The sequence below is a fragment of the Curtobacterium sp. NPDC087080 genome (assembly GCF_044745105.1).
GTDB lineage: Bacteria > Actinomycetota > Actinomycetes > Actinomycetales > Microbacteriaceae > Curtobacterium.
In genome coordinates this window covers 1-19437 of record NZ_JBIUZP010000001.1, presented here as the reverse complement: position 1 = coordinate 19437, position 19437 = coordinate 1, and the positions used below count along the sequence as shown (strand labels likewise).

Below are 19437 nucleotides of genomic sequence, written 5' to 3'. Positions count from 1 at the left end.
CTAGCCCGCGAAGTCGAAGTCGGCGCCGAGCTTGCGCAGCTTCGGGATGAAGTGCTCGTAGCCGCGGCTGATGATGCCGACGTTCGTGATGTGCGACTCGCCCTCGGCCGTCAGGGCCGCGATGAGGTGGCTGAAGCCGCCGCGCAGGTCGGGGACGCGGACGTTCGCCGCGTGCAGCGTCGTCGGGCCGGTGATGACCGCGGCCTGCTCGAACGGCCGGCGGGCGACACGGCGGTCGTGACCCGGCAGGCCCTCCTTGTGCACGACGATGTCGGCGCCCATCTCGTTCAGGGCGTCGGTGAAGCCGAACCGGTTCTCGTAGACGGTCTCGTGCACGACGCTCGTGCCCTCGGCCTGGGTCAGGGCGACGACGAGCGGCTGCTGCCAGTCCGTCATGAAGCCGGGGTGGACGTCGGTCTCGACGACGACCGGGCGCAGGGTCTCGCGCTCGCGGTAGAAGCGGATGCCGTCCTCCTGGATGTCGAACCCGCCGCCGACCTTGCGGAAGACGTTGAGGAACGTCATGAGGTCCTGCTGGTCCGCACCCTCGACGAAGATGTCGCCGTTGGTGGCGAGTGCGGCGGAGGCCCAGCTGGCGGCCTCGTTGCGGTCGTTGATCGCGCGGTGCGTGTAGCCACGGAGCGACTCGACGCCCTCGATGAAGATGGTGCGGCTCGGCTCGACCGTGACGATCGCGCCCATCTTCTGCAGGATCGCGATGAGGTCCATGATCTCGGGCTCGATCGCCGCGTTGCGCAGCTCGGTGACGCCCTCGGCCAGCACCGACGAGAGCAGGACCTGCTCGGTCGCGCCGACGCTCGGGTACGGCAGCTCGATCTCGGCACCCTTGAGCCCGTTCGGGGCCGTCAGGTGGATGCCGTTGAGCTGCTTGTCGACCACGGCCCCCATGGCGCGCAGGGCGTCGAGGTGGAAGTCGATCGGACGGTCGCCGATGCGGCAGCCGCCGAGGTCGGGGATGAAGGCCTCGCCGAGCTTGTGCAGCAGCGGACCGCAGAACAGGATCGGGATGCGGCTCGAGCCGGCGTGCGCGTCGATCTCGGCGAAGTGTGCCGACTCGACGTTCGACGGGTCGAGGATGAGCTCGCCTCGTGCAGGGTCCGTGATCCGCACGCCGTGCACCTCGAGCAGGCCGCGGACGACCTTCACGTCGGAGATGTCGGGGACGTCCTTGAGGATCGACGGGGTGTCGCCGAGCAGCGAGGCGACCATCGCCTTGGTCGCGAGGTTCTTCGCGCCGCGGACCTCGATGCGTCCCACGAGCGGCTTGCCGCCCCGGATGACGATCTCGTCCGACTTGAGGCCGACGCGGGCCCCTGCTGCTGCATCCTGTACGAGGGAGTTCACTACTTCACCGGCAATGTCTTCGGCCGCCATCGGGAGCGGCGGGATTCGAACTCCGTGATCGAGGACTCGTCACGGAGGGTGAGCCCGATGTCGTCGAGCCCTTCCATCAACCGCCAACGAGTGTAGGCGTCGATCTCGAAGGCCACGTCCACCGCGCCGAGCGACACGCGCTGCGTGACCAGGTCGACGGTCGCCTGCACCCCCGGCTGCCGCTCGATCTCGGCCCAGAGCGCCTCGACTTCCGGTTCGGTCACGATCGCGGTGACCAGGCCCTGCTTGCCCGCGTTGCCCTTGAAGATGTCCGCGAAACGACTCGACACCACGACGCGGAACCCGAAGTCGCGGAGCGCCCAGACCGCGTGCTCACGGCTCGACCCGGTGCCGAAGTCCGGTCCGGCGACGAGCACCTGCGCCCCCTGGTAGGCGGGCTGGTTGAGCACGAAGTCGGGGTCCTGGCGCCACCCGGCGAACAGGGCGTCCTCGAAGCCGGTCTTCGTGACGCGCTTGAGGTAGACCGCGGGGATGATCTGGTCGGTGTCGACGTTCGAGCGCTTGAGCGGCGCGGCGATCCCGGTGACGGTGGTGATCTCGTCCATCAGTTGGCTCCTTCAGCGGTCGCTGCCGTCGCGGCGTCGTCGGTCACCGATGCGATCGCATCGTCGGTCTCCAGGTCCCACGGGCTCGACAGTGTCCCGCGCACGGCGGTGGCCGCGGCGACGAGCGGCGAGACCAGGTGCGTCCGTCCACCCTTGCCCTGACGGCCCTCGAAGTTGCGGTTCGAGGTGCTGGCGCAGCGCTCCCCCGGTGCGAGCTGGTCGGGGTTCATGCCGAGGCACATGGAGCAGCCGGCGAACCGCCACTCCGCACCGAAGTCGGTGAACACCCGGTCCAGCCCCTCGGCCTCGGCCTCGAGCCGGACCCGGGCGGACCCCGGCACGACCATGACCCGGACGCCGTCGGCCTTCTTCCGCCCCCGGATGACCGAGGCGAAGGCGCGCAGGTCCTCGATGCGCGAGTTCGTGCAGGACCCCATGAAGACCGCGTCGACCGCGATGTCCTTCATGGGTGTGCCGGCCTCGAGGTCCATGTAGTCCAGTGCACGCTGCGCGGCGGCCTGGTCGTTGGGGTCGCTGTAGCTCGCGGGGTCCGGGACCGTTTCGGACAGCGAGACGCCCTGACCGGGGTTGGTCCCCCAGGTGACGAAGGGCTCGAGCTCGTCGGCGTCGATGAAGACCTCGGCGTCGAAGACCGCGTCGTCGTCGGTCGCCAGCGTGTCCCAGTAGGCGACGGCGTCGTCCCAGTCCTGGCCCGTCGGAGCGTGGTCGCGGCCCTGCACGTAGTCGTAGGTCGTCTGGTCGGGGGCCACCATGCCGGCGCGCGCACCGGCCTCGATCGACATGTTGCAGATGGTCATGCGGCCCTCCATCGAGAGCGCGCGGATCGCGGAGCCGCGGTACTCGAGCACGTAGCCCTGCCCACCGCCGGTGCCGATCTTCGCGATCACCGCCAGGATGATGTCCTTCGCAGTGACGCCCGGGCGCAGCGTGCCCTCGACGGTGATCGCCATCGTCTTGAAGGGCTTCAGCGGCAGTGTCTGCGTGGCGAGGACGTGCTCGACCTCGCTCGTGCCGATGCCGAAGGCCATCGCACCGAACGCGCCGTGGGTCGACGTGTGCGAGTCGCCGCACACGACCGTGATGCCCGGCATGGTCAGGCCGAGCTGCGGGCCGACCACGTGGACGATGCCCTGCTCCTTGTCGCCGAGCGAGTGCAGGCGCACCCCGAACTCGGCGCAGTTGCGGCGCAGGGTCTCGATCTGGGTGCGACTCGTCGGGTCGGCGATGGGCCGGTCGATCGCGAGGGTCGGGGTGTTGTGGTCCTCGGTCGCGATCGTCAGGTCGAGGCGACGCACCGGGCGGCCGGCCTGGCGGAGGCCGTCGAACGCCTGCGGGCTCGTCACCTCGTGCACGAGGTGGAGGTCGATGTAGAGGAGGTCCGGGGTCCCGTCCTCACCCTTGACCACGACGTGGTCGTCCCACACCTTCTCGGCGAGCGTCTTTCCCATCGGCCCGGCCCTTCCTCATCGACGTTGCGGTACCGCTCTCGCGGCTCGGTCCGGCGAGTCTAGCAGGTTGGTATACCAACGCGGGTCGCGACGGACGGGAGGCGCGGGGCCGCGCCGCCACGCGCCTCCCGTCCGGCACGGCGTGCATCCCACCCGACGTGAGCCGTCTCCGCGACACCCGTCGCGGTGGGAGGATGGGTACGACATGACGACAGCTGCGCACTCGACCCGGACCACCAACCTCGAGGGCGCGGCCCGCGCCGCGATCGCAGGCGGCGCACCGCTCGCGCTGCTCATCGCCCTGGGCATGCCCGGCTACGCGGCCTTCGCGATGTTCGCCGGCTTCACCGCGATCTTCGGCGCGACCGAGCCGTACCGGCAGCGGATGGTGACCACCGGTGTCGCCGGCGCACTGCAGGCAGCGTGCATGTTCGCCGGCCTCGCGGTCTCGCTGTCGGGGGCGCCGCTGTGGCTGCAGGGTGTCGGGCTCGTGGTCGTCCTGGTGGTCGCCGTGTGCACGCTGAGCACCCTGCAGACGATCCCGGCCCAGCCGATCTTCCCGGTGTTCGCGTTCTGCGTCTCGGCGCTCGTGCCCGTCCGTCCCGCCGACCTGCCCCTCGTCGCGACGATCATCGTCGGCTCGGTAGCGTGGGCCTGGCTCGTCGCGATGTCCGGCGCGCTGATCCGGCTCGTCCTGCACCCGCGAGCGCCCCACGTGTTCCGCCCGATCGCACCGCGGAAGCACCGGTCGTTCGCGATCCTGCGCAGTGCGGCGCTGTGGGAGACGGTCGGGCTCAACGTGGTGGGTGCCGTCGTCGCCGGGGCCGTCGCCGAGACGATCCCCTGGCTCGGCCACCCGTACTGGGCCGTCATCGCACTGGTGTCCACGCTGCCGGCGATCCGACAGCGGCACACCGTGGTCCGCGCGGTGCAGCGGTTCGTGGGCACGATCGGCGGCACCGTCGTCGCCGTCGGCATCCTGCTGCTCGAACCCTCGGTGTGGTGGATCGTGGTGATCGCCGTGGTCGGCCAGTTCTTCGCGGAGATCTTCGTCGCGCGGCACTACGCCGTGACGCTGCTCTTCCTCACGCCCCTCGCGCTCGCGGTCTCGTGGCTGAGCGTGCCCGAGGCCCCGGAGCTCCTGGCGGTGGACCGCATCGCGCAGACGCTGCTCGGCGCGCTCGTGAGCGTCGGGCTGCTCGGGGTCGGCCGGGCGATCGAGCGCCGGCGCGGCCGGGCGCTCGGCGCGACGAGCGCGATCCGCACCGTCTGACGCGGGCCACGGGGCGCGGGCGGGGCAGCGCGGGGCGCGGCGCGCTCTGGCGCGCGCACAACCGCGAGCACGTCGCGCCGCGGGATCACGTGGCGCGACGTGCCCCCAGTGGTGCGGGAGAACGTCGCACCAGCGGGCAGCCGCCGGACGGGAGGCGCGACGCCAGCCCGCACCGCGCCTCCCGACCGCAACCGGGTCGCCAGCAACGCGCACCACCGCGAGCACGTCGCGCCACGGAACCGCCTGGCGCGACGTGCCCCGGGTGGTGCGCGAGCACGCCGCACCAGCGGGCAGCCGCCGGACGGGAGGCGCGACGCCAGCCCGCACCGTGCCTCCCGACCGCAACCGGGTCGCCAGCAACGCGCACAACTGCGAGCACGTCGCGCCGCGGGATCACGTGGCGCGACGTGCCCCGCGTTGTGCGGAAGCACGCCGCACCGGCGGGCGTCAGTCGCGCGGCGCCACGTTCCAGGAGTCGATGACCGGGCGGCCGTGCTCGTAGCCGAGCGAGCTCACCGTCGCGGTGCCGAGCTTCAGCACGGCGCCGTCCTGCGGAGCCAGGCGGATCCACGCGGCGCCGAGGGCGCGGAGCACGTGTCCGTGCGCGACCACGATCGCGTCGTCACCCTCGGCGAGCACCGGCCGGACACGGTTCAGGACGCGCTCGACGCGGACCCGGACCTCGGCGGCGTTCTCGCCCGGGGTGTCGCCCGCCGGGACCCCGTCGGTCCAGAGGTCCCACGGCCCGTGCCGCTTGACCTTGATCTGCGGGGTGGTCAGGCCCTCGTAGGCGCCGTAGTCCCACTCGTACAGGTCCTCGTCGAGCTCGGGGTCGACGCCGACGAGTTCAGCGGTGTCCCGCGCACGCTGCAGCGGGCTCGAGAGCGCGAGCGCGAAGGTGCGGTCGGCGAGGTACCGGCCGGCGCGCTTCGCCTGCTCGATGCCGTTCTCGGTGAGTGGGATGTCGGTGCGGCCGGTGTGCTGTCCGCTCTTCGACCACTCCGTCTCTCCGTGGCGGACGAGGACGAGTTCGCCGGGTCGTTCCGAGGTCATGTGTTCCTTCCGATGAGCAGGCCGAGCGCGGCTGCGCCGACCGAGACGACGAGCATCCCGAGGCCGTTCAGGACGGCGGTCCGGGTCTTGCCGGATCGGAGGAGCTGCACGGTCTCGACGCTCGCCGTCGAGAACGTCGTGTACCCGCCCATCATGCCCGTCCCGAGCACCGCGACCACCGGCAACGGCAGCGCACCCGACTCACCGGCACCGGTGACGAGTCCGAGGACGAGCGACCCGGTGACGTTGATGACGAGCGTGCCGAGCGGGAAGCCGCCGAGCACGGTGCCGCGGATCCGGCCCTTCACGAGTCCGTCGAGCCAGAACCGCAGCGCCGCACCGACGCCCCCGCCGAGGGAGACCAGCAGCAGGTCGAGCGCGCTCACCGCGAGTCCCCGGTCGAGGAGCGACGGGCGGTGCGGGAGCGACGGAGGGTCCGGGAACGACGGGCACCGGCAACCCACGCTCCCGCCGCCGCGGCGACGAGCCCGAGCACGACCGAGAGCAGCGCGTACCCGCTGCCGGCTCCCCACCGGCCGACGTCGAGCAGGCGGGCCGTGTCGTCGGCGAGGGTCGAGTAGGTCGTGAAGCCGCCGAGGACCCCCGTCCCGACGAACAGCCGGGTCGCCCGACGCCGACCGAGGTCCGGCCCCGCGTGCGCCAGCGACTCCAGGAGCAGCCCGAGGCAGAACGCCCCGACGACGTTGATGGCGAGGATCGTCCAGCTGATGCCGTCCACGGCGGGGAGCGCGGCAGCGAGCGCCGCACGCACGCCGGTACCGATCGCCCCGCCGAGTGCGACGAGTCCGAGGTACCGCCAGCGCAGGTGTGGGGGCCGGGTGGAGGGCGCGTCGGACACGGCGCTCAGCCCCGCACCGCGGCGACACCCTCGACCTCGACGAGCTGGTCGTCGTAGCCGAGGACGGTCACGCCCATCAGGGTGCTGGGTACGTCGTGGTCCCCCATCGCGGTCCGGACGACCTCCCACACGGCGATGAGGTCGTCCTGATCGGAGGATGCCACGAGCACGCGGGTGTGCAGGAGGTCGGTGAGTCCGGCACCGGCGGCGGCGAGCGCCGTCTCGAGGTTTGCCATGCAGCGCACCGCCTGCGCGCGGTGGTCCCCGATCGCAACGGTGCGCCCCTGCTCGTCGAGGGGGCACGCCCCGGCGAGGAACACGAGTCGGGCGTCGGCAGGCGCGGTAGCGGCGTACGCGTACTCGGCGACGTCGCTGAGTCGGTCGGAGCGGATGAGCTGCACGGCGGTGGTCACCCGGCCAGCCTGGCACGACCGGACCCGCGGGAGCGCGTCCGCCGCCCGCGGGGCCGGTCCGTGCGCGCCGGGGTGAGCGGATCCTCAGCGTGCGATCGGGTTCGGCATGCGCCCGGCCCGGATGAGCGAGTCGGTCTGCGCCGACAGGTCGACCATCTGCAGGGTGTTCCGCAGCTGCAGCCGGTTGAGGCACGAGTGCTCGAAGTCCGGTGCCCGGAGGTCGATCGGTCGCGCTCGTCCCGCCGCGGCGCCGTCCACGCAGGAGCCGACGAGCCGCCAGAACACACCGCTCGGCAGGACCCCGTCGTCGTCGAGGATCGCCGCGAGGTACCGGAGCACCCCGTCGAACACGTCGGTGAAGACGCCGAGCGCCGCCTCGTCGTCGTCGACCGGGTGCACGATCCGCTCGATCCCGGCGGGCACCGGGACGTCCCCGACGACCACGACCTCCTCCCCGATGTCCTTCATGAACACGCGGGACACCGCACCGTCGCGCAGCACGAGCACGAGGTTCTCGCCGTGCGGCATGAACAGCAGCTGGTGCTCGGTGAGGCAGTGCACGACGGGGCGGAGGTACGCGTCGAGGTACCGCTCGACCCACGACGCGGCGTCGAGCCCCGACTCCGCGACGAGCGCAGCAGCCACCGACCGCCCCCGCGCGTCCCGGTGGAGCAGCGCCGCCATGGTGATCGGCCGCTCCCCCGGCTGCAGGCGCGGCACCGGGCTCTCCCGCCAGAGCGCCGCGAGCATCTTCCGCTGCGGTGCGCCCTGCTGCGCGGGCACCGACCCGATCCGGTGCCAGACGTCCCCGGTGAACCCGATCGCCGCGTGCTCGCGCAGCACCCCGAAGCCGGCGTCGGCCAGGACCGGGTCGGCCTCGACGAGTCCCGCGACCCAGTCGTTCACCGCGGGCGCGGTCCGCATGTACGCGGGAGACATCCCGCGCAGGAACCCCATGTTCTGCACGGCGAGCGCCGTCTTCACGTACGACCGCCGCGGGTGCGAGCGGTTGAAGGCGGTGCGGATCGACTGCTGCGGCTGGTGGTCGTCGGGGCCCTCCCCGAGGTCGACGAGGTCCTCCCGCCCGAGGTCCGGAGCGAACGTGACCGCGATCCGGTGCTGCCACTGCCACGGGTGCACCGGGAACCACGTGTACTCCGCCGGGTCGAGGCCGCGTCGGCCGAGCACCTCGTGGAAGCGGGAGACCGTCGCCTCGTCGAGTTCGGCGTCCCAGTGCTGCTCCTCGGTCCGGTCCGCGGCGAGCGCCAGGTGGGTGTGTTCCCGCCGGGCGGCGAGCCACCGGTACCGGAACCGCCCGCCCGACTCGGGTGCGTACGCGTGGTACTCGTCGAGCCCGAACCCGATCCGCCCGTTCGCCGCGACGAACGCCGGGTGCCCCTCGGTCATGGCGGCCTCGGCGTCCTGGAGCCCCGCGACGACGTCACCGTCCGAACGGCCGCGGGCGAGCTGCGCAGCGGACGGCCCGCCGCGCCGGTGCTTCGCGGCGGCGCTGGCGAGCGTCGACGAGATCTCCTCCAGGTAGGTGCCGAGCAGTGCGTCCGGGATCCCGAGCTGCTCGTGCAGCGCGAGGACGAGGTCCTGCGCGTCGAGCGGCGCCGGACGGCCTGCACGGGTGCGGGTGAGCGAGGCCTCGTCGACGACCCAGTGCTCGAGCGTGTGCACCCGTGCACGGAACCGGTAGGTCGAGTCCCCCGCGTCGAGCACCCACCCGGGGCCGTCGGATCGCGGGGTGGTCAACCGCTCGTGGGTGAACTCGGCGATCGCCTTGGCCACGAGGTGCCGCTCGGCCGGTTCCAGGTGCTCCGGTCGCAGGTGTGCCGCAGGACCGTCGTCGTCGGCCGTGCCGATCCGCGCGGTGTCGAGGACCGACAGCAGCGCGCGCTTGCCGTCGACGTCGACCACGCGGAGCGCGCGGAAGCCCACCTCGGCGTTCTTCCGCTGCACCGCCGTGTTGCGGACGTCCGGTTCGACGACGACCCGCCGCGCACCGAGGGCGTCGCGGCAGTGCTCGACCACGGCCCGCATCACGGCGCTCGTCAGTCCGTGCACGCGGCCACCCGCCGCCGGCGGTGGTGCCACGAGCAGGTGCATGCCGACGTCGCCGGGCTGGGCGTCCCACACGTCGGTGAGCAGCACCACCGCCGGGTCGTACGTCTCGGCGTACGCGATCGGCTCGCCGTCCCGCCGCAGCACCCAGCCCGCCTGCGCGGTGTCGTCGTGCACGGACCGCAGGTACGACCGGACGGCGTCGACGTCGTGGTCGGGCATCGCCCACCACGAGGACGCCGGGTGGGCGAGCCACGACTGCACGACGGCGGCGTCGCCGTCCGGGTCCACCGGGCGGACGGACGGGAGGCTCGTGGTCGCGTCCGCGGACGCAGCGACCGGCATCCGGGCGCTCACGATGCGGCCCCGGCGGTCGCGGCCCGGCGGTCTGCCGGGGCGCTCGCCGCAGCGTCGGCGACGGGACCGGTCGTGCCGGCAGGCTCGACACCGACCGCAGCGTCCGCGCCGGGCACTGCAGCGGGGTCCGGCGCCGACCGCCCACCGGGCAGACCGAACTCCTGGAAGGCGATCCGCTCCTCCAGGCCGTACACCGCGCGCCCCGTGACGGACCGGATGATGGATGCGTTCCTCCAGGCGCCCATCCCGAGGTCGGGCGCCGTCAGGCCGTGCGTGTGCTCCTCGGCGTTCTGCACCCAGATCCGACCGCCGATGGTGTCGACGTGCAGGTCGCGCGCGACGGCGAAGCGTCCGCGGTCGTCGCGCGCCACCAGGTGCTCGACGGGCCCGAGGAAGTGCGGCGTCCTCGGCCGGTACCCGGTCGCGAGGACGAGCCGGGCGACCTCGTGCACCGCCTCGGTGCCGAGCTGCGCGTGCCGGAGCGTCAGGCGGAAGCGGTCCTGCTCCGGCAGCCACTCGGCGGCGACGACGCTCGTGTCCGTCCGGAGCGTCGTCGGGACCGGACCCCGGGCGCTGATCCGGTAGAGGGTGTCGTAGACCTCGTCGACCAGGTCGGCGCTGATGCCCTTGTAGAGCCCACGCTGCTCGCGACCGAGACGATCGCGGACGTCGGTCGGCAGGGCGTGGAAGTGGTCGGTGTACTCGGGGCTCGTCATCTCGAGGGTGAGCTTGGTGTCCTCCATCGGGAAGAACCGCGGTGACCGGGTGATCCAGTCGAGGCGGTACCCGCCGTCGCGGATGCCCTCGAGCAGGTCGCGGTAGACCTCGGCGGCGGACTGCCCGCTGCCGATGACGGCGATCGAGTCGGCACCCCGGAGCGCGTCGCGCGCCGGCAGGTAGCCCGCGGAGTGCACGACCGGACCGTCGAGGTCCCGGAGCGCCTCGGGCACCGCGGGTTCGGTGCCGATGCCGAGCACGACGTGCCGCGCCACGTACCGCTCGGGCCCGTCCGGCGTCTCGGCGTGGACGGTGAACAGGTCGGCGTCCTCGTCGTGCTCGACGGCGACGACGCGACGGCCCCAGCGCAGCGTGTCGAGCTGTTCGGCGGCCCACCGGCAGTACGCGTCGTACTCCACCCGCAGGGGGTGGAAGTCCTCGCGGATGTAGAAGGGGTAGAGCCGGCCGGTCTCCTTGAGCCAGGCGAGGAACGAGAAGGGCGACGTCGGGTCCGCCATGGTCACGAGGTCGGCGAGGAACGGCACCTGGATGGTGGCGTCGTCGAGCATCATGCCGTGGTGCCAGGCGAAGCCGTCGGCCTGGTCGAGGAAGACCGCGTCGAGGTCGTCGAGCGGGTCGGTCAGGCAGGCGAGCCCGAGGTTGAAGGGGCCGATGCCGATGCCGACGACGTCGTGGACACGACCGACGTCGGTGGCGGTGCCGGTGCTGGTGCTGGTGCTCGTGCTGGCGGTGGTCATCGGGCCGCTCCCGTCGTCGTGCCGACGTGACCGTCGACGAGGTCGGTGTGCAGCCGCGCCGCGGTGCGGACCACGTGGTCGAGCGATGCCACGACCTGCTCTGCACTCGTGGTGGGGTTCAGCAGGGTGAGCTTGCTGCACGGACGGCCGTCGATCACGGTCTTCGCGACGAGCACCCGCCCCTCGGCGAGCAGTGCCGCGCGCAGCGGGGCGACGAGCGCGTCGGCCTCGGCGTCGGACACCCCGTCCGGCTGCCAGCGGAACAACACCGTGCTCAGCTGCGTCGGCGCGACGAGCACGAGGTCCGGGTGTGCCGTGACGTGCTCGTGCACCCGCTCGGTGACGTCGAGCACGGTGTCGAACGCCTGCCCGATCGCCTCGGCGCCGCTCGCCCGGAGCGTCGCCCAGAGCTTCAGGGCGTCGAAGCGCCGGGTCGTCTGCAGGGACTTGTCGACCTGGTTCGGCTCGTCGGCGTCCTCCGGGTTGAGGTAGTCCGCGTGCCACGAGGCCCGGCGCAGGTCCTCCGGGTCGCGGACGAGCAACGCGCTCGACGACACCGGCTGGAAGAACGACTTGTGGAAGTCGGCCGTGACGCTCCGCGCACGTTCGATGCCGTCGAGCAGGTGCCGACGGGTCGGGGACACCAGCAGCCCGCAGCCGTATGCGGCGTCGACGTGCAGCCAGACGTCCTCGAGGTCGCACACGTCGGCGATCGCCTCGAGGGGGTCGATGCAGCCCCGGTCGGTCGTGCCCGCGGTGGCGACCACGGCCATCGGGGTCCGCCCCTCGCGCCGGGCGTCGGCGATCGCGTGCGCCAGGGCGTCCGGTCGCATCCGGCCCGCGGCGTCGGCGGCGACGTCGACGACGGCGCGCTCCGGCAGGCCCAGCACCATCGCCGACTTCCGCACGCTGAAGTGGCTCGACGCGGTGGCGAACACGACCAGGTCGTCGAGCGCCGGCAGGCGTCCGGCGGGGCCCTGTGGCGCTGTCGTCGCCGCCTGGCGTGCCAGCAGGAGGGCGTGCAGGTTCGACTGGGTCCCGCCCGACGTGAAGACACCGTCCCCGGCGGCGAACCCGATCGTCCCGGTGACCCAGGTCACGACCCGGCGTTCGATCTCGGTGCCGATGCGCGACTGGTCCCAGGTGTCGACCGACGGGTTCACGGCCGCGAGGACCGCCTCCGCGGCCACCGCGGGAACGGCGACCGGGCAGTTGAGGTGGGCGAGGTAGCCGGGGTCGTGGAACCAGACGGCCTCGGCGGTGAAGAGGTCGTCGACCTCGGCGACGGCGGCCCGGGCCGATCCGAGGGGTCGCGCGAGGTCGATCGCTGCGACCCGGTCACGCAGGGCCGAGGCGGGCGTGTCGGTGGTCGGCGTCTCGACCTCCGCGAGCCGCTCAGCCGTGCGGTCGACGGCACCGAGGACGATGTCGCGGTACCGCTCGGCGGCGGCGGAGGTCACGATCTCGAGCAGTGGTGTTTCGCTGTTCACGTTAGGTGAGGCTAACCTAACCGGATCGCGATCGGAACCTCGAACGGGGGAAGACCGCTCGTTCCACCCGGTCGGAGCGTCACCGCCGGTACGCTCGCAGGGTGGACAGCACCGCGGCGGGGAGCGCCACCGTCGCCGTGATCGGCGCCGGTCAGGCCGGCCTGTCCGCCGCGCACCACCTGCGCCGCCGGGGCTTCCGTGCCCTGCAGGACGCCGAGGACGTGGCCGGCGAGCGTTCCGTGGTCGTCCTCGACGCGAACCCTCGGCCGGGAGGCGCGTGGCAGCACCGGTGGGCGTCGCTGCGGATGGCGACGGTGAACGGCATCCACGACCTGCCGGGCATGCCGCTCCCACCCGTCGACCCCGCCGAGGCGGCCCGCTCCGCGGTCCCCCGCTACTTCGCCTCGTACGAGGCACACGAGGACCTCCCGGTGCTGCGCCCGGTGCGGGTCGGGTCGGTGACGCCCCTCGACGACCGCGCCGACGGACCGCTCACGGTGAGGACCGACCACGGCTCGTGGCGCGTCCGGGCGATCGTCAACGCGACGGGGACTTGGAACACGCCGGTGGTGCCGGACGTCCCCGGCACCGCGACGTTCCTCGGCGAGCAGCTCCACGGTCGTGAGTACGTCGGCGCCGAGCACTTCCGCGGGAAGCGCGTGGCGGTCGTCGGCGGCGGGATCTCCGCCGTGCAGCTCCTCGACGAGATCAGCCTCGTCACCTCGACCGTCTGGTACACCCGCCGTGAGCCGGTGTTCCTGCCGGGCGACTTCGTCCACGAGGTCGACGGTGTCGACGTGGAGCGGCGGGTCGCCGCCGACGTCCGGGCCGGGCGTCCTCCGGCGAGCATCGTCTCCTACACCGGACTGATCTGGACCGACGCCCTCCGTGCCGCCGCGCGGCGCGGCGTGCTCGAACGGCGGCCGATGTTCACGCAGGTCCGTCCGCACGGCGCCGTGGAGGCCGACGGCACCGACACCTCGATCGACGTCCTGCTCTGGGCGACCGGCTACCGCCCCGACCTCGACCACCTGGGACCGATGCACCTGCACGGTCCGCTCGGTGGTGTCCCGATGTCGGGCACGCAGGTGGCGGGCGAGCCGCGCGTGCACCTCGTCGGGTACGGCCCCTCGCAGTCGACGGTCGGGGCGAACCGGGCCGGACGAGCCGCCGCCCGCGACCTGGACCGCTGGCTCGCCGTCCACGAGGGCGCACCGGCGCACGACTGACCAGGGACGGCGGGCGCCCCACACCTTGCCTCGCAGCCTCAGGTGGTCGGTACCGGCGGCAGCTCGCGGTCGGTCTCGGCCACGCGGGTGGCCTTCGCCGCGAGGCCCTGCAGCGGCCCCTCGAGCAACACCTTGTCCGCCACGTGGCGCAGGGCGAGGCCGAGCCGGGTGCGCGGGTAGGCGAACCGGACGATGCCGCGTGGGATCCCCTGCACGTCGTCGACGAGTGGTCGCATCCAGTCGTCGAACGCCGCGAGCGCCCCGTCGAGGTCCGCGCGGCTCGAGGTACGGCCCGCCACGGACGCAGCGAGCACGTACCCGCTGGTGAGGGCGAGCGACGCGCCACCCCCGCCCATGGGCGTGACGCACCACGCCGCGTCGCCCACGACGGCGACACGGCCCCGCCGCCAGACGGGCATCCGCACCTGGGTGAGCCGGTCGACGTAGACGTCGTCCGAGGTCGCGAAGCCGTCGAGCACCCGACGCGCCTGCCAGCCGGCGTCGGCGAAGCGTCCCTCGAGCCCGGCCTGCACCCGTGCACGGTCGGCACCGGTCACCCCGCCGTCCTCGCCGGCCCAGGCCAGGATCGCGCGGGTGGTGTCGTACGGGTCCGGACGCAGGTGCACCTGACGACCACCGACCGCGTTGTACCAGCGCCACCGTCGGTCGTCGGAGTCCCTGCGCGGGATCGTCCCGAACGCCATCGTGACGCCGAGGTTCCGTTCGGAGACGTCACCGGGGTGGTCGAACACCAGCGCGCGGGTGGTGGACCGGACGCCCTCGGCGACGACGAGCAGGTCCGCCCGGAGCGACCGGCCGTGGTCGGTGGTGACGGTGACGTGGGCGCGCGCGGTGTCGTCGACGTCGGTGATCCGCTCCCCGAAGACGAAGGCCACCCCCTCGGGCAGTGCGTCGCGGACGGTACGGGCCAGGTCACCCCGGAGCACCTCGAGCTCGGCCGTGGCACCGTCCGGACCCTCCGGCAGCGTCGCGGTGACCCGCCCGTCGGTGTCGACGAGAACGGTCCCGGTCTCGGTGGTGTTCACCGCACGGACGGCGACGGTCAGCCCCATCCGGTCGAGCACCTGCTTCGCGACGCCGCGCACGTCGACGTTCTGACCGCCCTCGCGGAAGGCCCGGGCGCGTTCCAGGACGGTGACCTCCCAACCGGTGTGCCGCAGCCACCAGGCGGCGGACAGACCTGCGATGCTCGCTCCCGAGATCACTGCGTGTGGTGCGGACATGTCCTGCTCCTCGTGTGCTGCGCGGAGGGCCGGGATGCCGTCCGCTTGTGCTTTACAGTAAAGCGACTTGATTGTGGAGGAACCTGTATGTCCGACGTCGACCCGCTCGAGACCGCCTGGAGCGAGGACGAGGTCGCCGTGATGCACCGACTCCGCGACTGGGCGGTCACGTTCGACGAGCTGAACCGGCACCTCGGCACGTGGGTGGGCCTGTCGCCCACCGACGCCAACGCCCTCGGGCAGGTGCTCTGGGCAGAACGAGCGGGCACGCCGCTGTCCCCCGCGCAGCTCGCGCGGCAGATCGGCATGACGTCCGGAGCGACGTCCGTGCTCGTCGACCGGTTGGAGGCTGCCGGCCACGTGAGACGCCACCGGGAGAGCGTCGACCGGCGCCGGGTGGCCCTCCGGAGCACCGAGACCGCCCGGGCGGCGAACGAGGCGTTCCTCGGGTTCGCCGGACGAGAGGTCGCCGGCGCGCTGCGGGCGTCCGACGCCGACGAGGTCCGCGCGGCACTGGCCTTCCTCGACCGCATGACGACGGCGGCGACCGCCGCCAACAGCCGGCTCGCCGGACACGAGCGCGGCGGGCGAGCCTGACGGGGTGCTCCGGAACGACCGAACCCCCTCCGAGCCGAAGCTCGGAGGGGGTTCTGCGGTGGTGACCCCAGCGGGATTCGAACCCGCGTTACCGCCGTGAGAGGGCGACGTACTAGGCCGCTATACGATGGGGCCGCACGTCCCGCTCGGGAGCGGGACACACTCGTTGTCGGACTCGGAGGCTAGCCACCTGTGGTGACCCCAGCGGGATTCGAACCCGCGTTACCGCCGTGAGAGGGCGACGTACTAGGCCGCTATACGATGGGGCCGTTCCGACAACCCGATAAGTATGGCACACGGCTCGCGCACTGCCAAAACGGGGCGTGTCGCCCGGGTGTGCCGCGCCTCCAGCCCGGCGTTCAGCGCCTCAGATCGTGAGTGTCTCCCCGGGCCGGAGCACCACGAGTTCCCCGTCCCCGAGCGCCTCGCGCTGCCGGTCGGTGTGCATGGCGAAGCCGACCTCGGACAGCGTCGCCTCGTGCACCGGGTAGGCGCGCCGGGGCGCCACCGCGGCGATCCAGTCCATCATCTCCCCGACCTTGAGCCACGGTGCGCCGACCGGCGCAGCGAGGACCTCGACGGGGACCCCGGGCACCGTGTACGCGTCGCCGGGGTGGAAGAGACGACCGTCCACGAGCACACCGGTGTTGTCGACGAGGGGCACCGAGGAGTGGATGCGCTGGTGCCGGACCCCGTGGAAGTCGAGCGTGAAGGGGCCGACCTCCAGGTGGTCACCGTCACCGACCACCTGGACCGCGATCCCCGCGCCGGCGAGGGCCGCTCCCACGCCCGACGGCCCGAGGACCACCGCGTCCGGGTTGCGGTCGAGGATCCCGCGCAGCTGGTCCGGGGTCCCGTGGTCCGGGTGTTCGTGCGTGACCACGACGGCCACGACCCCCTCCACGTCGACCGGGCGAGTGAAGCCGCCGGGGTCGATGACGAGCCGCGCTGCGCCCTTCGCGACGACCTGGCAGGCGTGTTCGAGCTTCGTGACCTCCATGCCGGTGACCCTACGCGCGCGGTTGCGGCGTACGGCACGGATCCCGCAACGGTCGACCGCTGCCGCTGCCGCTGCCTCGGAAGGGAACGGCGGCGCGGCGAACTCGATCTCGATCTCCTGCGGAGGTCGGGCGTGTCCTCGCTCGGACGGGGCATGTGCCCGGGAACGGGAAAAGCCCCCGGGATCTCCCGGGGGCTTTTCCTTCGAGCTGGGGTACCTGGACTCGAACCAAGAACGACGGTACCAGAAACCGCTGTGTTGCCAATTACACCATACCCCAAAAGGCCTGCTGGCCTTCCGTTCCCCGTTGTCCGGGGCACGATCAACTACTGTACAGCATCCCGGAGGTCCTCGAGACCACCCACGAGGTCCCGGTGCACCGCGGCGGCCGTCGAGGCACCGTGACCGGCCGCTACGACGAGCTGCTCGGGGCCCGGTGGGGTGACGTCGCCGACGGCGTACAGCCCCGGGACCCCGGTGCGGCCGAGGCGGTCCACGCGGACGAGCCCTTCGGCGTCACGGTCCACGGGCGCCTCGAGCCAGTCGAGGTCGGCGTGCCAGAGCGGGCGCACGAACGCACCCGTGTGCGTCCGTACGTCGCCGTCCGCCAGACGGACGCCGGTCAGGCCGTCCCGGCCGCCCTCGAGGTCGGCCAGTGGCCGCTCGTCGACCGTCACGCCCGCCGCTGCCAGGCGCGCACGGCCGGCGTCGTCGAGCACCGCGGCACCGTTCGTGTAGACGACGAGATCGGCCGTCCACGACCCGACGAGCAGCGCGCGATCGACCACGTCGGACGTCTCGCAGAGGAACGCCAGGGGTTCCCCCGCGTGCTCGTACCCGTCGCACTCGACACAGCTGTGCACGGAGGTGCCGTAGAGGGCGCGCAGCGACGGCAACGCCGGGAACTCCTCACGGAGCCCCGTCGCGACCACCACGGCCCGTGCGCGGGCGCGCAGCTCGGTGCCGCGGGAGGAACCGTGCACGCTCCAGCCGTCGCCGTCCGGTGACACGCGGTCGACGACCGACTGCACCACGGTCGCCTCCGGGTAGGACTCCACCTCGACCCTGCCGAGCTTCCGGAGCTCGAGCGGCGAGATCCCGTCGCGCGTGACGAAGCCGTGCGACCGCAGGGTGGCGGCGTTGCGCGGCCGGTTGGCGTCGACGAGCAGCACCGTGCGTCGGGCGCGGACCAGGTTGAGCGCAGCACTCAGCCCGGCCGGCCCGGCACCGATCACCGCGACGTCCACGGACAGGACGTCGACCGCGTCCTGTCCGCCCGGGTTCGTCACCACGGCGACGTCAGCGGTCCGCGAGCCGACGGAGTCGGGCCAGCGTGGAGTCCTTGCCGAGGACCTCCATCGACTCGAACAGCGGCGGGCTGATCCGACGCCCCGACACCGCGACGCGGAGCGGACTGAACGCGACGCGTGGCTTGAGCCCCATGCCGTCGATGAGGGACGAGCGCAGTGCTGCCTCGATCGCCTCGGTCGTCCAGTCCTCGACACCCTCGAGCGCGGAGACACCCGCACGGAGCACCTCGCCGGCGTCGCCCTTCAGCGTCGCGACGGCGTCGTCCTCGACCACGAGCGCGTCGTCCGCGGTGAAGAGGAAGCCGAGCATCGCCGGTGCCTCGCCGAGGAGCTGCATGCGCTCCTGCACCAGCGGGGCGGCTGCCGTGAGGACCCGCTCCTGCTCCGCGGTCGGGGGTGCCGAGACGAAGTCCGTCAGGTAGGGCAGGAGCCGCTCACGGAAGTCGTCGGCGTCGAGCAGACGGATGTGGTCGCCGTTGATCGCCTCGGCCTTCTTGTGGTCGAAGCGCGCCGGGTTCGGGTTGACGTCGACGACATCGAACGCCGCGACCATCTCGTCAGACGAGAACACGTCGCGGTCCGGGCCGATGGACCACCCGAGCAGCGCCAGGTAGTTGAGGAGTCCCTCGGGCACCATGCCGGCAGCACGGTGGTGGAACAGGTTCGACTCGGGGTCACGCTTCGACAGCTTCTTGTTGCCCTCCCCCATCACGTACGGCAGGTGACCGAACAACGGGACGGAGTCGGTGATGCCGACCTCGACGAGCGCCTCGTACAGGGCGATCTGCCGCGGGGTCGACGAGAGCAGGTCCTCACCGCGGAGCACGTGCGTGATGCCCATCAGGGCGTCGTCCACCGGGTTCGTGAACGTGTACAGCGGCTTGCCGTTCGGTCGGACCACCACGAAGTCCGGGAACGTGCCCTGCTTGAAGGTGATCTCCCCACGCACGAGGTCGTCGAAGCTGAGGTCGCGATCGGGCACGCGCAGCCGGAGCGCCGGCTGACGGCCCTCGTCGCGGAACGCCTGGCGCTCGGCCTCGGTCAGGTCCCGCTCGTGGTTGTCGTAGCCCTGCTTCGGGTCGCGGCCGGCGGCCCGGTTCCGGGCCTCCATCTCCTCCGGCGTCACGTACGACTCGTAGACGTGTCCGGACGCCCGGAGCTTCGCGATGACGTCCTCGTACACGTCGGAGCGTTCCGACTGGCGGTACGGGCCGTGCGGTCCGCCCACCTCGACGCCCTCGTCCCAGTCGAGGCGGAGCCACCGGAGCGCGTCGAGGATCTGCTCGTACGACTCCTCGCTGTCGCGGGCGGCGTCGGTGTCCTCGATGCGGAACACGAGCTTGCCGCCGGTGTGGCGCGCGTACGCCCAGTTGAACAGGGCCGTCCGGATGAGCCCCACGTGCGGGGTCCCGGTCGGGCTCGGGCAGAAACGGACTCGGACGTCGGAGCCGGTGGCTGTGGTGAACGGTGCAGTCATGACGCCACGATCCTACCGGCGCTGGAGTGTCCGGCAGTTGGACTGTGGAACGGGGCGTCAGGCCCCGGAACGCAGGAAACCCCTGACCGGTCACGGTCAGGGGTTTCCTGGTGTTGCTGAAGTTGAGTCCGGCGGCGTCCTACTCTCCCACAAGGTCCCCCTT

General features: G+C 72.4%; 17 protein-coding genes and 3 tRNA genes. 3 read left to right on the top strand and 17 right to left on the bottom strand.

The genetic code is table 11. From position 1 onward, the window contains the following. The 3 genes from murA to leuC are packed head-to-tail and all read right to left on the bottom strand — an operon-like array spanning window position 1 to window position 3430. Window positions 1–1365 (bottom strand): UDP-N-acetylglucosamine 1-carboxyvinyltransferase, encoded by a 1365-nt coding sequence (gene murA, locus ACIPEQ_RS00100; RefSeq protein WP_402713318.1) that lies wholly within the window; start codon window positions 1363–1365, stop codon window positions 1–3. Further along, window positions 1365–1961: a 3-isopropylmalate dehydratase small subunit gene (gene leuD, locus ACIPEQ_RS00095; RefSeq protein ID WP_402713317.1), complete on the bottom strand. Its 597-nt coding sequence runs from the start codon at window positions 1959–1961 to the stop codon at window positions 1365–1367. Before leuD ends, murA begins: the two co-directional genes overlap by 1 nt. Continuing rightward, window positions 1961–3430, bottom strand: a complete 1470-nt coding sequence (gene leuC, locus ACIPEQ_RS00090; RefSeq protein ID WP_402713315.1) for a 3-isopropylmalate dehydratase large subunit — start codon at window positions 3428–3430, stop codon at window positions 1961–1963. Before leuC ends, leuD begins: the two co-directional genes overlap by 1 nt. Before the next feature lie 205 nt (window positions 3431–3635). Between leuC and ACIPEQ_RS00085 the strand changes: the two genes are divergently transcribed. Continuing rightward, on the top strand, window positions 3636–4703 hold the full coding sequence (locus ACIPEQ_RS00085; RefSeq protein WP_402713313.1) for an FUSC family protein: 1068 nt from the start codon (window positions 3636–3638) through the stop codon (window positions 4701–4703). Window positions 4704–5150: 447 nt separating this feature from the next. On the opposite strand, the gene ACIPEQ_RS00080 is transcribed toward ACIPEQ_RS00085, so the two are convergent. The 7 genes from ACIPEQ_RS00080 to ACIPEQ_RS00050 form a co-directional block, all read right to left on the bottom strand. Next, a complete protein-coding gene (locus ACIPEQ_RS00080) occupies window positions 5151–5756 on the bottom strand; it encodes a histidine phosphatase family protein (protein WP_349874604.1) in 606 nt (201 codons plus the stop codon). Continuing rightward, window positions 5753–6142, bottom strand: coding sequence for a fluoride efflux transporter CrcB (gene crcB, locus ACIPEQ_RS00075; RefSeq protein WP_402713311.1), 390 nt, complete (start codon window positions 6140–6142; stop codon window positions 5753–5755). Before crcB ends, ACIPEQ_RS00080 begins: the two co-directional genes overlap by 4 nt. Continuing rightward, complete coding sequence (locus tag ACIPEQ_RS00070) at window positions 6139–6615, bottom strand: fluoride efflux transporter FluC (protein ID WP_402713309.1); 477 nt, start codon at window positions 6613–6615, stop codon at window positions 6139–6141. Before ACIPEQ_RS00070 ends, crcB begins: the two co-directional genes overlap by 4 nt. A gap of 5 nt (window positions 6616–6620) precedes the next feature. Continuing rightward, window positions 6621–7028, bottom strand: coding sequence for a RidA family protein (locus tag ACIPEQ_RS00065; protein WP_402713307.1), 408 nt, complete (start codon window positions 7026–7028; stop codon window positions 6621–6623). Window positions 7029–7112: 84 nt separating this feature from the next. Next, window positions 7113–9440, bottom strand: coding sequence for a GNAT family N-acetyltransferase (locus tag ACIPEQ_RS00060; protein ID WP_402713306.1), 2328 nt, complete (start codon window positions 9438–9440; stop codon window positions 7113–7115). A gap of 8 nt (window positions 9441–9448) precedes the next feature. Further along, window positions 9449–10927 carry a lysine N(6)-hydroxylase/L-ornithine N(5)-oxygenase family protein gene (locus tag ACIPEQ_RS00055; RefSeq protein ID WP_402713304.1) on the bottom strand — a complete coding sequence of 493 codons (1479 nt, stop codon included), beginning with the start codon at window positions 10925–10927 and terminating at the stop codon, window positions 9449–9451. Then, window positions 10924–12417 carry a pyridoxal phosphate-dependent decarboxylase family protein gene (locus ACIPEQ_RS00050; protein WP_402713302.1) on the bottom strand — a complete coding sequence of 498 codons (1494 nt, stop codon included), beginning with the start codon at window positions 12415–12417 and terminating at the stop codon, window positions 10924–10926. The genes ACIPEQ_RS00055 and ACIPEQ_RS00050 overlap by 4 nt, the downstream gene beginning before the upstream one ends. A gap of 101 nt (window positions 12418–12518) precedes the next feature. Here ACIPEQ_RS00050 and ACIPEQ_RS00045 point away from each other — a divergent pair, with 101 nt between their 5' ends. Next, the gene (locus ACIPEQ_RS00045; protein ID WP_402713300.1) at window positions 12519–13646 is read left to right on the top strand and encodes an NAD(P)-binding domain-containing protein; all 1128 of its coding nucleotides are present in this window, start codon (window positions 12519–12521) and stop codon (window positions 13644–13646) included. Window positions 13647–13684: 38 nt separating this feature from the next. Here the strand turns inward: ACIPEQ_RS00045 and ACIPEQ_RS00040 are convergent, their stop codons facing one another. Continuing rightward, window positions 13685–14890 carry an FAD-dependent monooxygenase gene (locus ACIPEQ_RS00040; protein WP_402713298.1) on the bottom strand — a complete coding sequence of 402 codons (1206 nt, stop codon included), beginning with the start codon at window positions 14888–14890 and terminating at the stop codon, window positions 13685–13687. Window positions 14891–14977: 87 nt separating this feature from the next. Here ACIPEQ_RS00040 and ACIPEQ_RS00035 point away from each other — a divergent pair, with 87 nt between their 5' ends. Then, window positions 14978–15487, top strand: a complete 510-nt coding sequence (locus ACIPEQ_RS00035) for a MarR family winged helix-turn-helix transcriptional regulator (protein WP_402713296.1) — start codon at window positions 14978–14980, stop codon at window positions 15485–15487. 59 nt (window positions 15488–15546) lie between these two features. On the opposite strand, the gene ACIPEQ_RS00030 is transcribed toward ACIPEQ_RS00035, so the two are convergent. From ACIPEQ_RS00030 to gltX, 6 genes are all read right to left on the bottom strand, one after another. After that, window positions 15547–15622, bottom strand: a tRNA-Glu gene (locus tag ACIPEQ_RS00030). 58 nt (window positions 15623–15680) lie between these two features. Further along, window positions 15681–15756, bottom strand: a tRNA-Glu gene (locus ACIPEQ_RS00025). 98 nt (window positions 15757–15854) lie between these two features. Further along, the gene (locus tag ACIPEQ_RS00020) at window positions 15855–16487 is read right to left on the bottom strand and encodes an MBL fold metallo-hydrolase (RefSeq protein WP_402713295.1); all 633 of its coding nucleotides are present in this window, start codon (window positions 16485–16487) and stop codon (window positions 15855–15857) included. A gap of 208 nt (window positions 16488–16695) precedes the next feature. Continuing rightward, window positions 16696–16767: transfer RNA gene (locus tag ACIPEQ_RS00015), tRNA-Gln, on the bottom strand. A 46-nt stretch (window positions 16768–16813) separates the two neighbouring features. Next, the gene (locus tag ACIPEQ_RS00010; RefSeq protein ID WP_402713293.1) at window positions 16814–17776 is read right to left on the bottom strand and encodes an NAD(P)/FAD-dependent oxidoreductase; all 963 of its coding nucleotides are present in this window, start codon (window positions 17774–17776) and stop codon (window positions 16814–16816) included. Window positions 17777–17786: 10 nt separating this feature from the next. Further along, window positions 17787–19274: a glutamate--tRNA ligase gene (gene gltX / locus ACIPEQ_RS00005; protein ID WP_402713291.1), complete on the bottom strand. Its 1488-nt coding sequence runs from the start codon at window positions 19272–19274 to the stop codon at window positions 17787–17789. Window positions 19275–19437 lie beyond the last annotated feature (163 nt).

Bases quoted from the DNA above. Each gene is read 5' to 3' on its own strand.
- ACIPEQ_RS00060 (WP_402713306.1), bottom strand. From the start codon at position 9,440: ATGCCGGTCGCTGCGTCCGCGGACGCGACCACGAGCCTCCCGTCCGTC.
- ACIPEQ_RS00040 (WP_402713298.1), bottom strand. From the start codon at position 14,890: ATGTCCGCACCACACGCAGTGATCTCGGGAGCGAGCATCGCAGGTCTG.
- ACIPEQ_RS00055 (WP_402713304.1), bottom strand. From the start codon at position 10,927: ATGACCACCGCCAGCACGAGCACCAGCACCAGCACCGGCACCGCCACC.
- gltX (WP_402713291.1), bottom strand. From the start codon at position 19,274: ATGACTGCACCGTTCACCACAGCCACCGGCTCCGACGTCCGAGTCCGT.
- leuD (WP_402713317.1), bottom strand. From the start codon at position 1,961: ATGGACGAGATCACCACCGTCACCGGGATCGCCGCGCCGCTCAAGCGC.
- ACIPEQ_RS00020 (WP_402713295.1), bottom strand. From the start codon at position 16,487: ATGGAGGTCACGAAGCTCGAACACGCCTGCCAGGTCGTCGCGAAGGGC.
- leuC (WP_402713315.1), bottom strand. From the start codon at position 3,430: ATGGGAAAGACGCTCGCCGAGAAGGTGTGGGACGACCACGTCGTGGTC.
- ACIPEQ_RS00080 (WP_349874604.1), bottom strand. From the start codon at position 5,756: ATGACCTCGGAACGACCCGGCGAACTCGTCCTCGTCCGCCACGGAGAG.
- ACIPEQ_RS00035 (WP_402713296.1), top strand. From the start codon at position 14,978: ATGTCCGACGTCGACCCGCTCGAGACCGCCTGGAGCGAGGACGAGGTC.
- ACIPEQ_RS00085 (WP_402713313.1), top strand. From the start codon at position 3,636: ATGACGACAGCTGCGCACTCGACCCGGACCACCAACCTCGAGGGCGCG.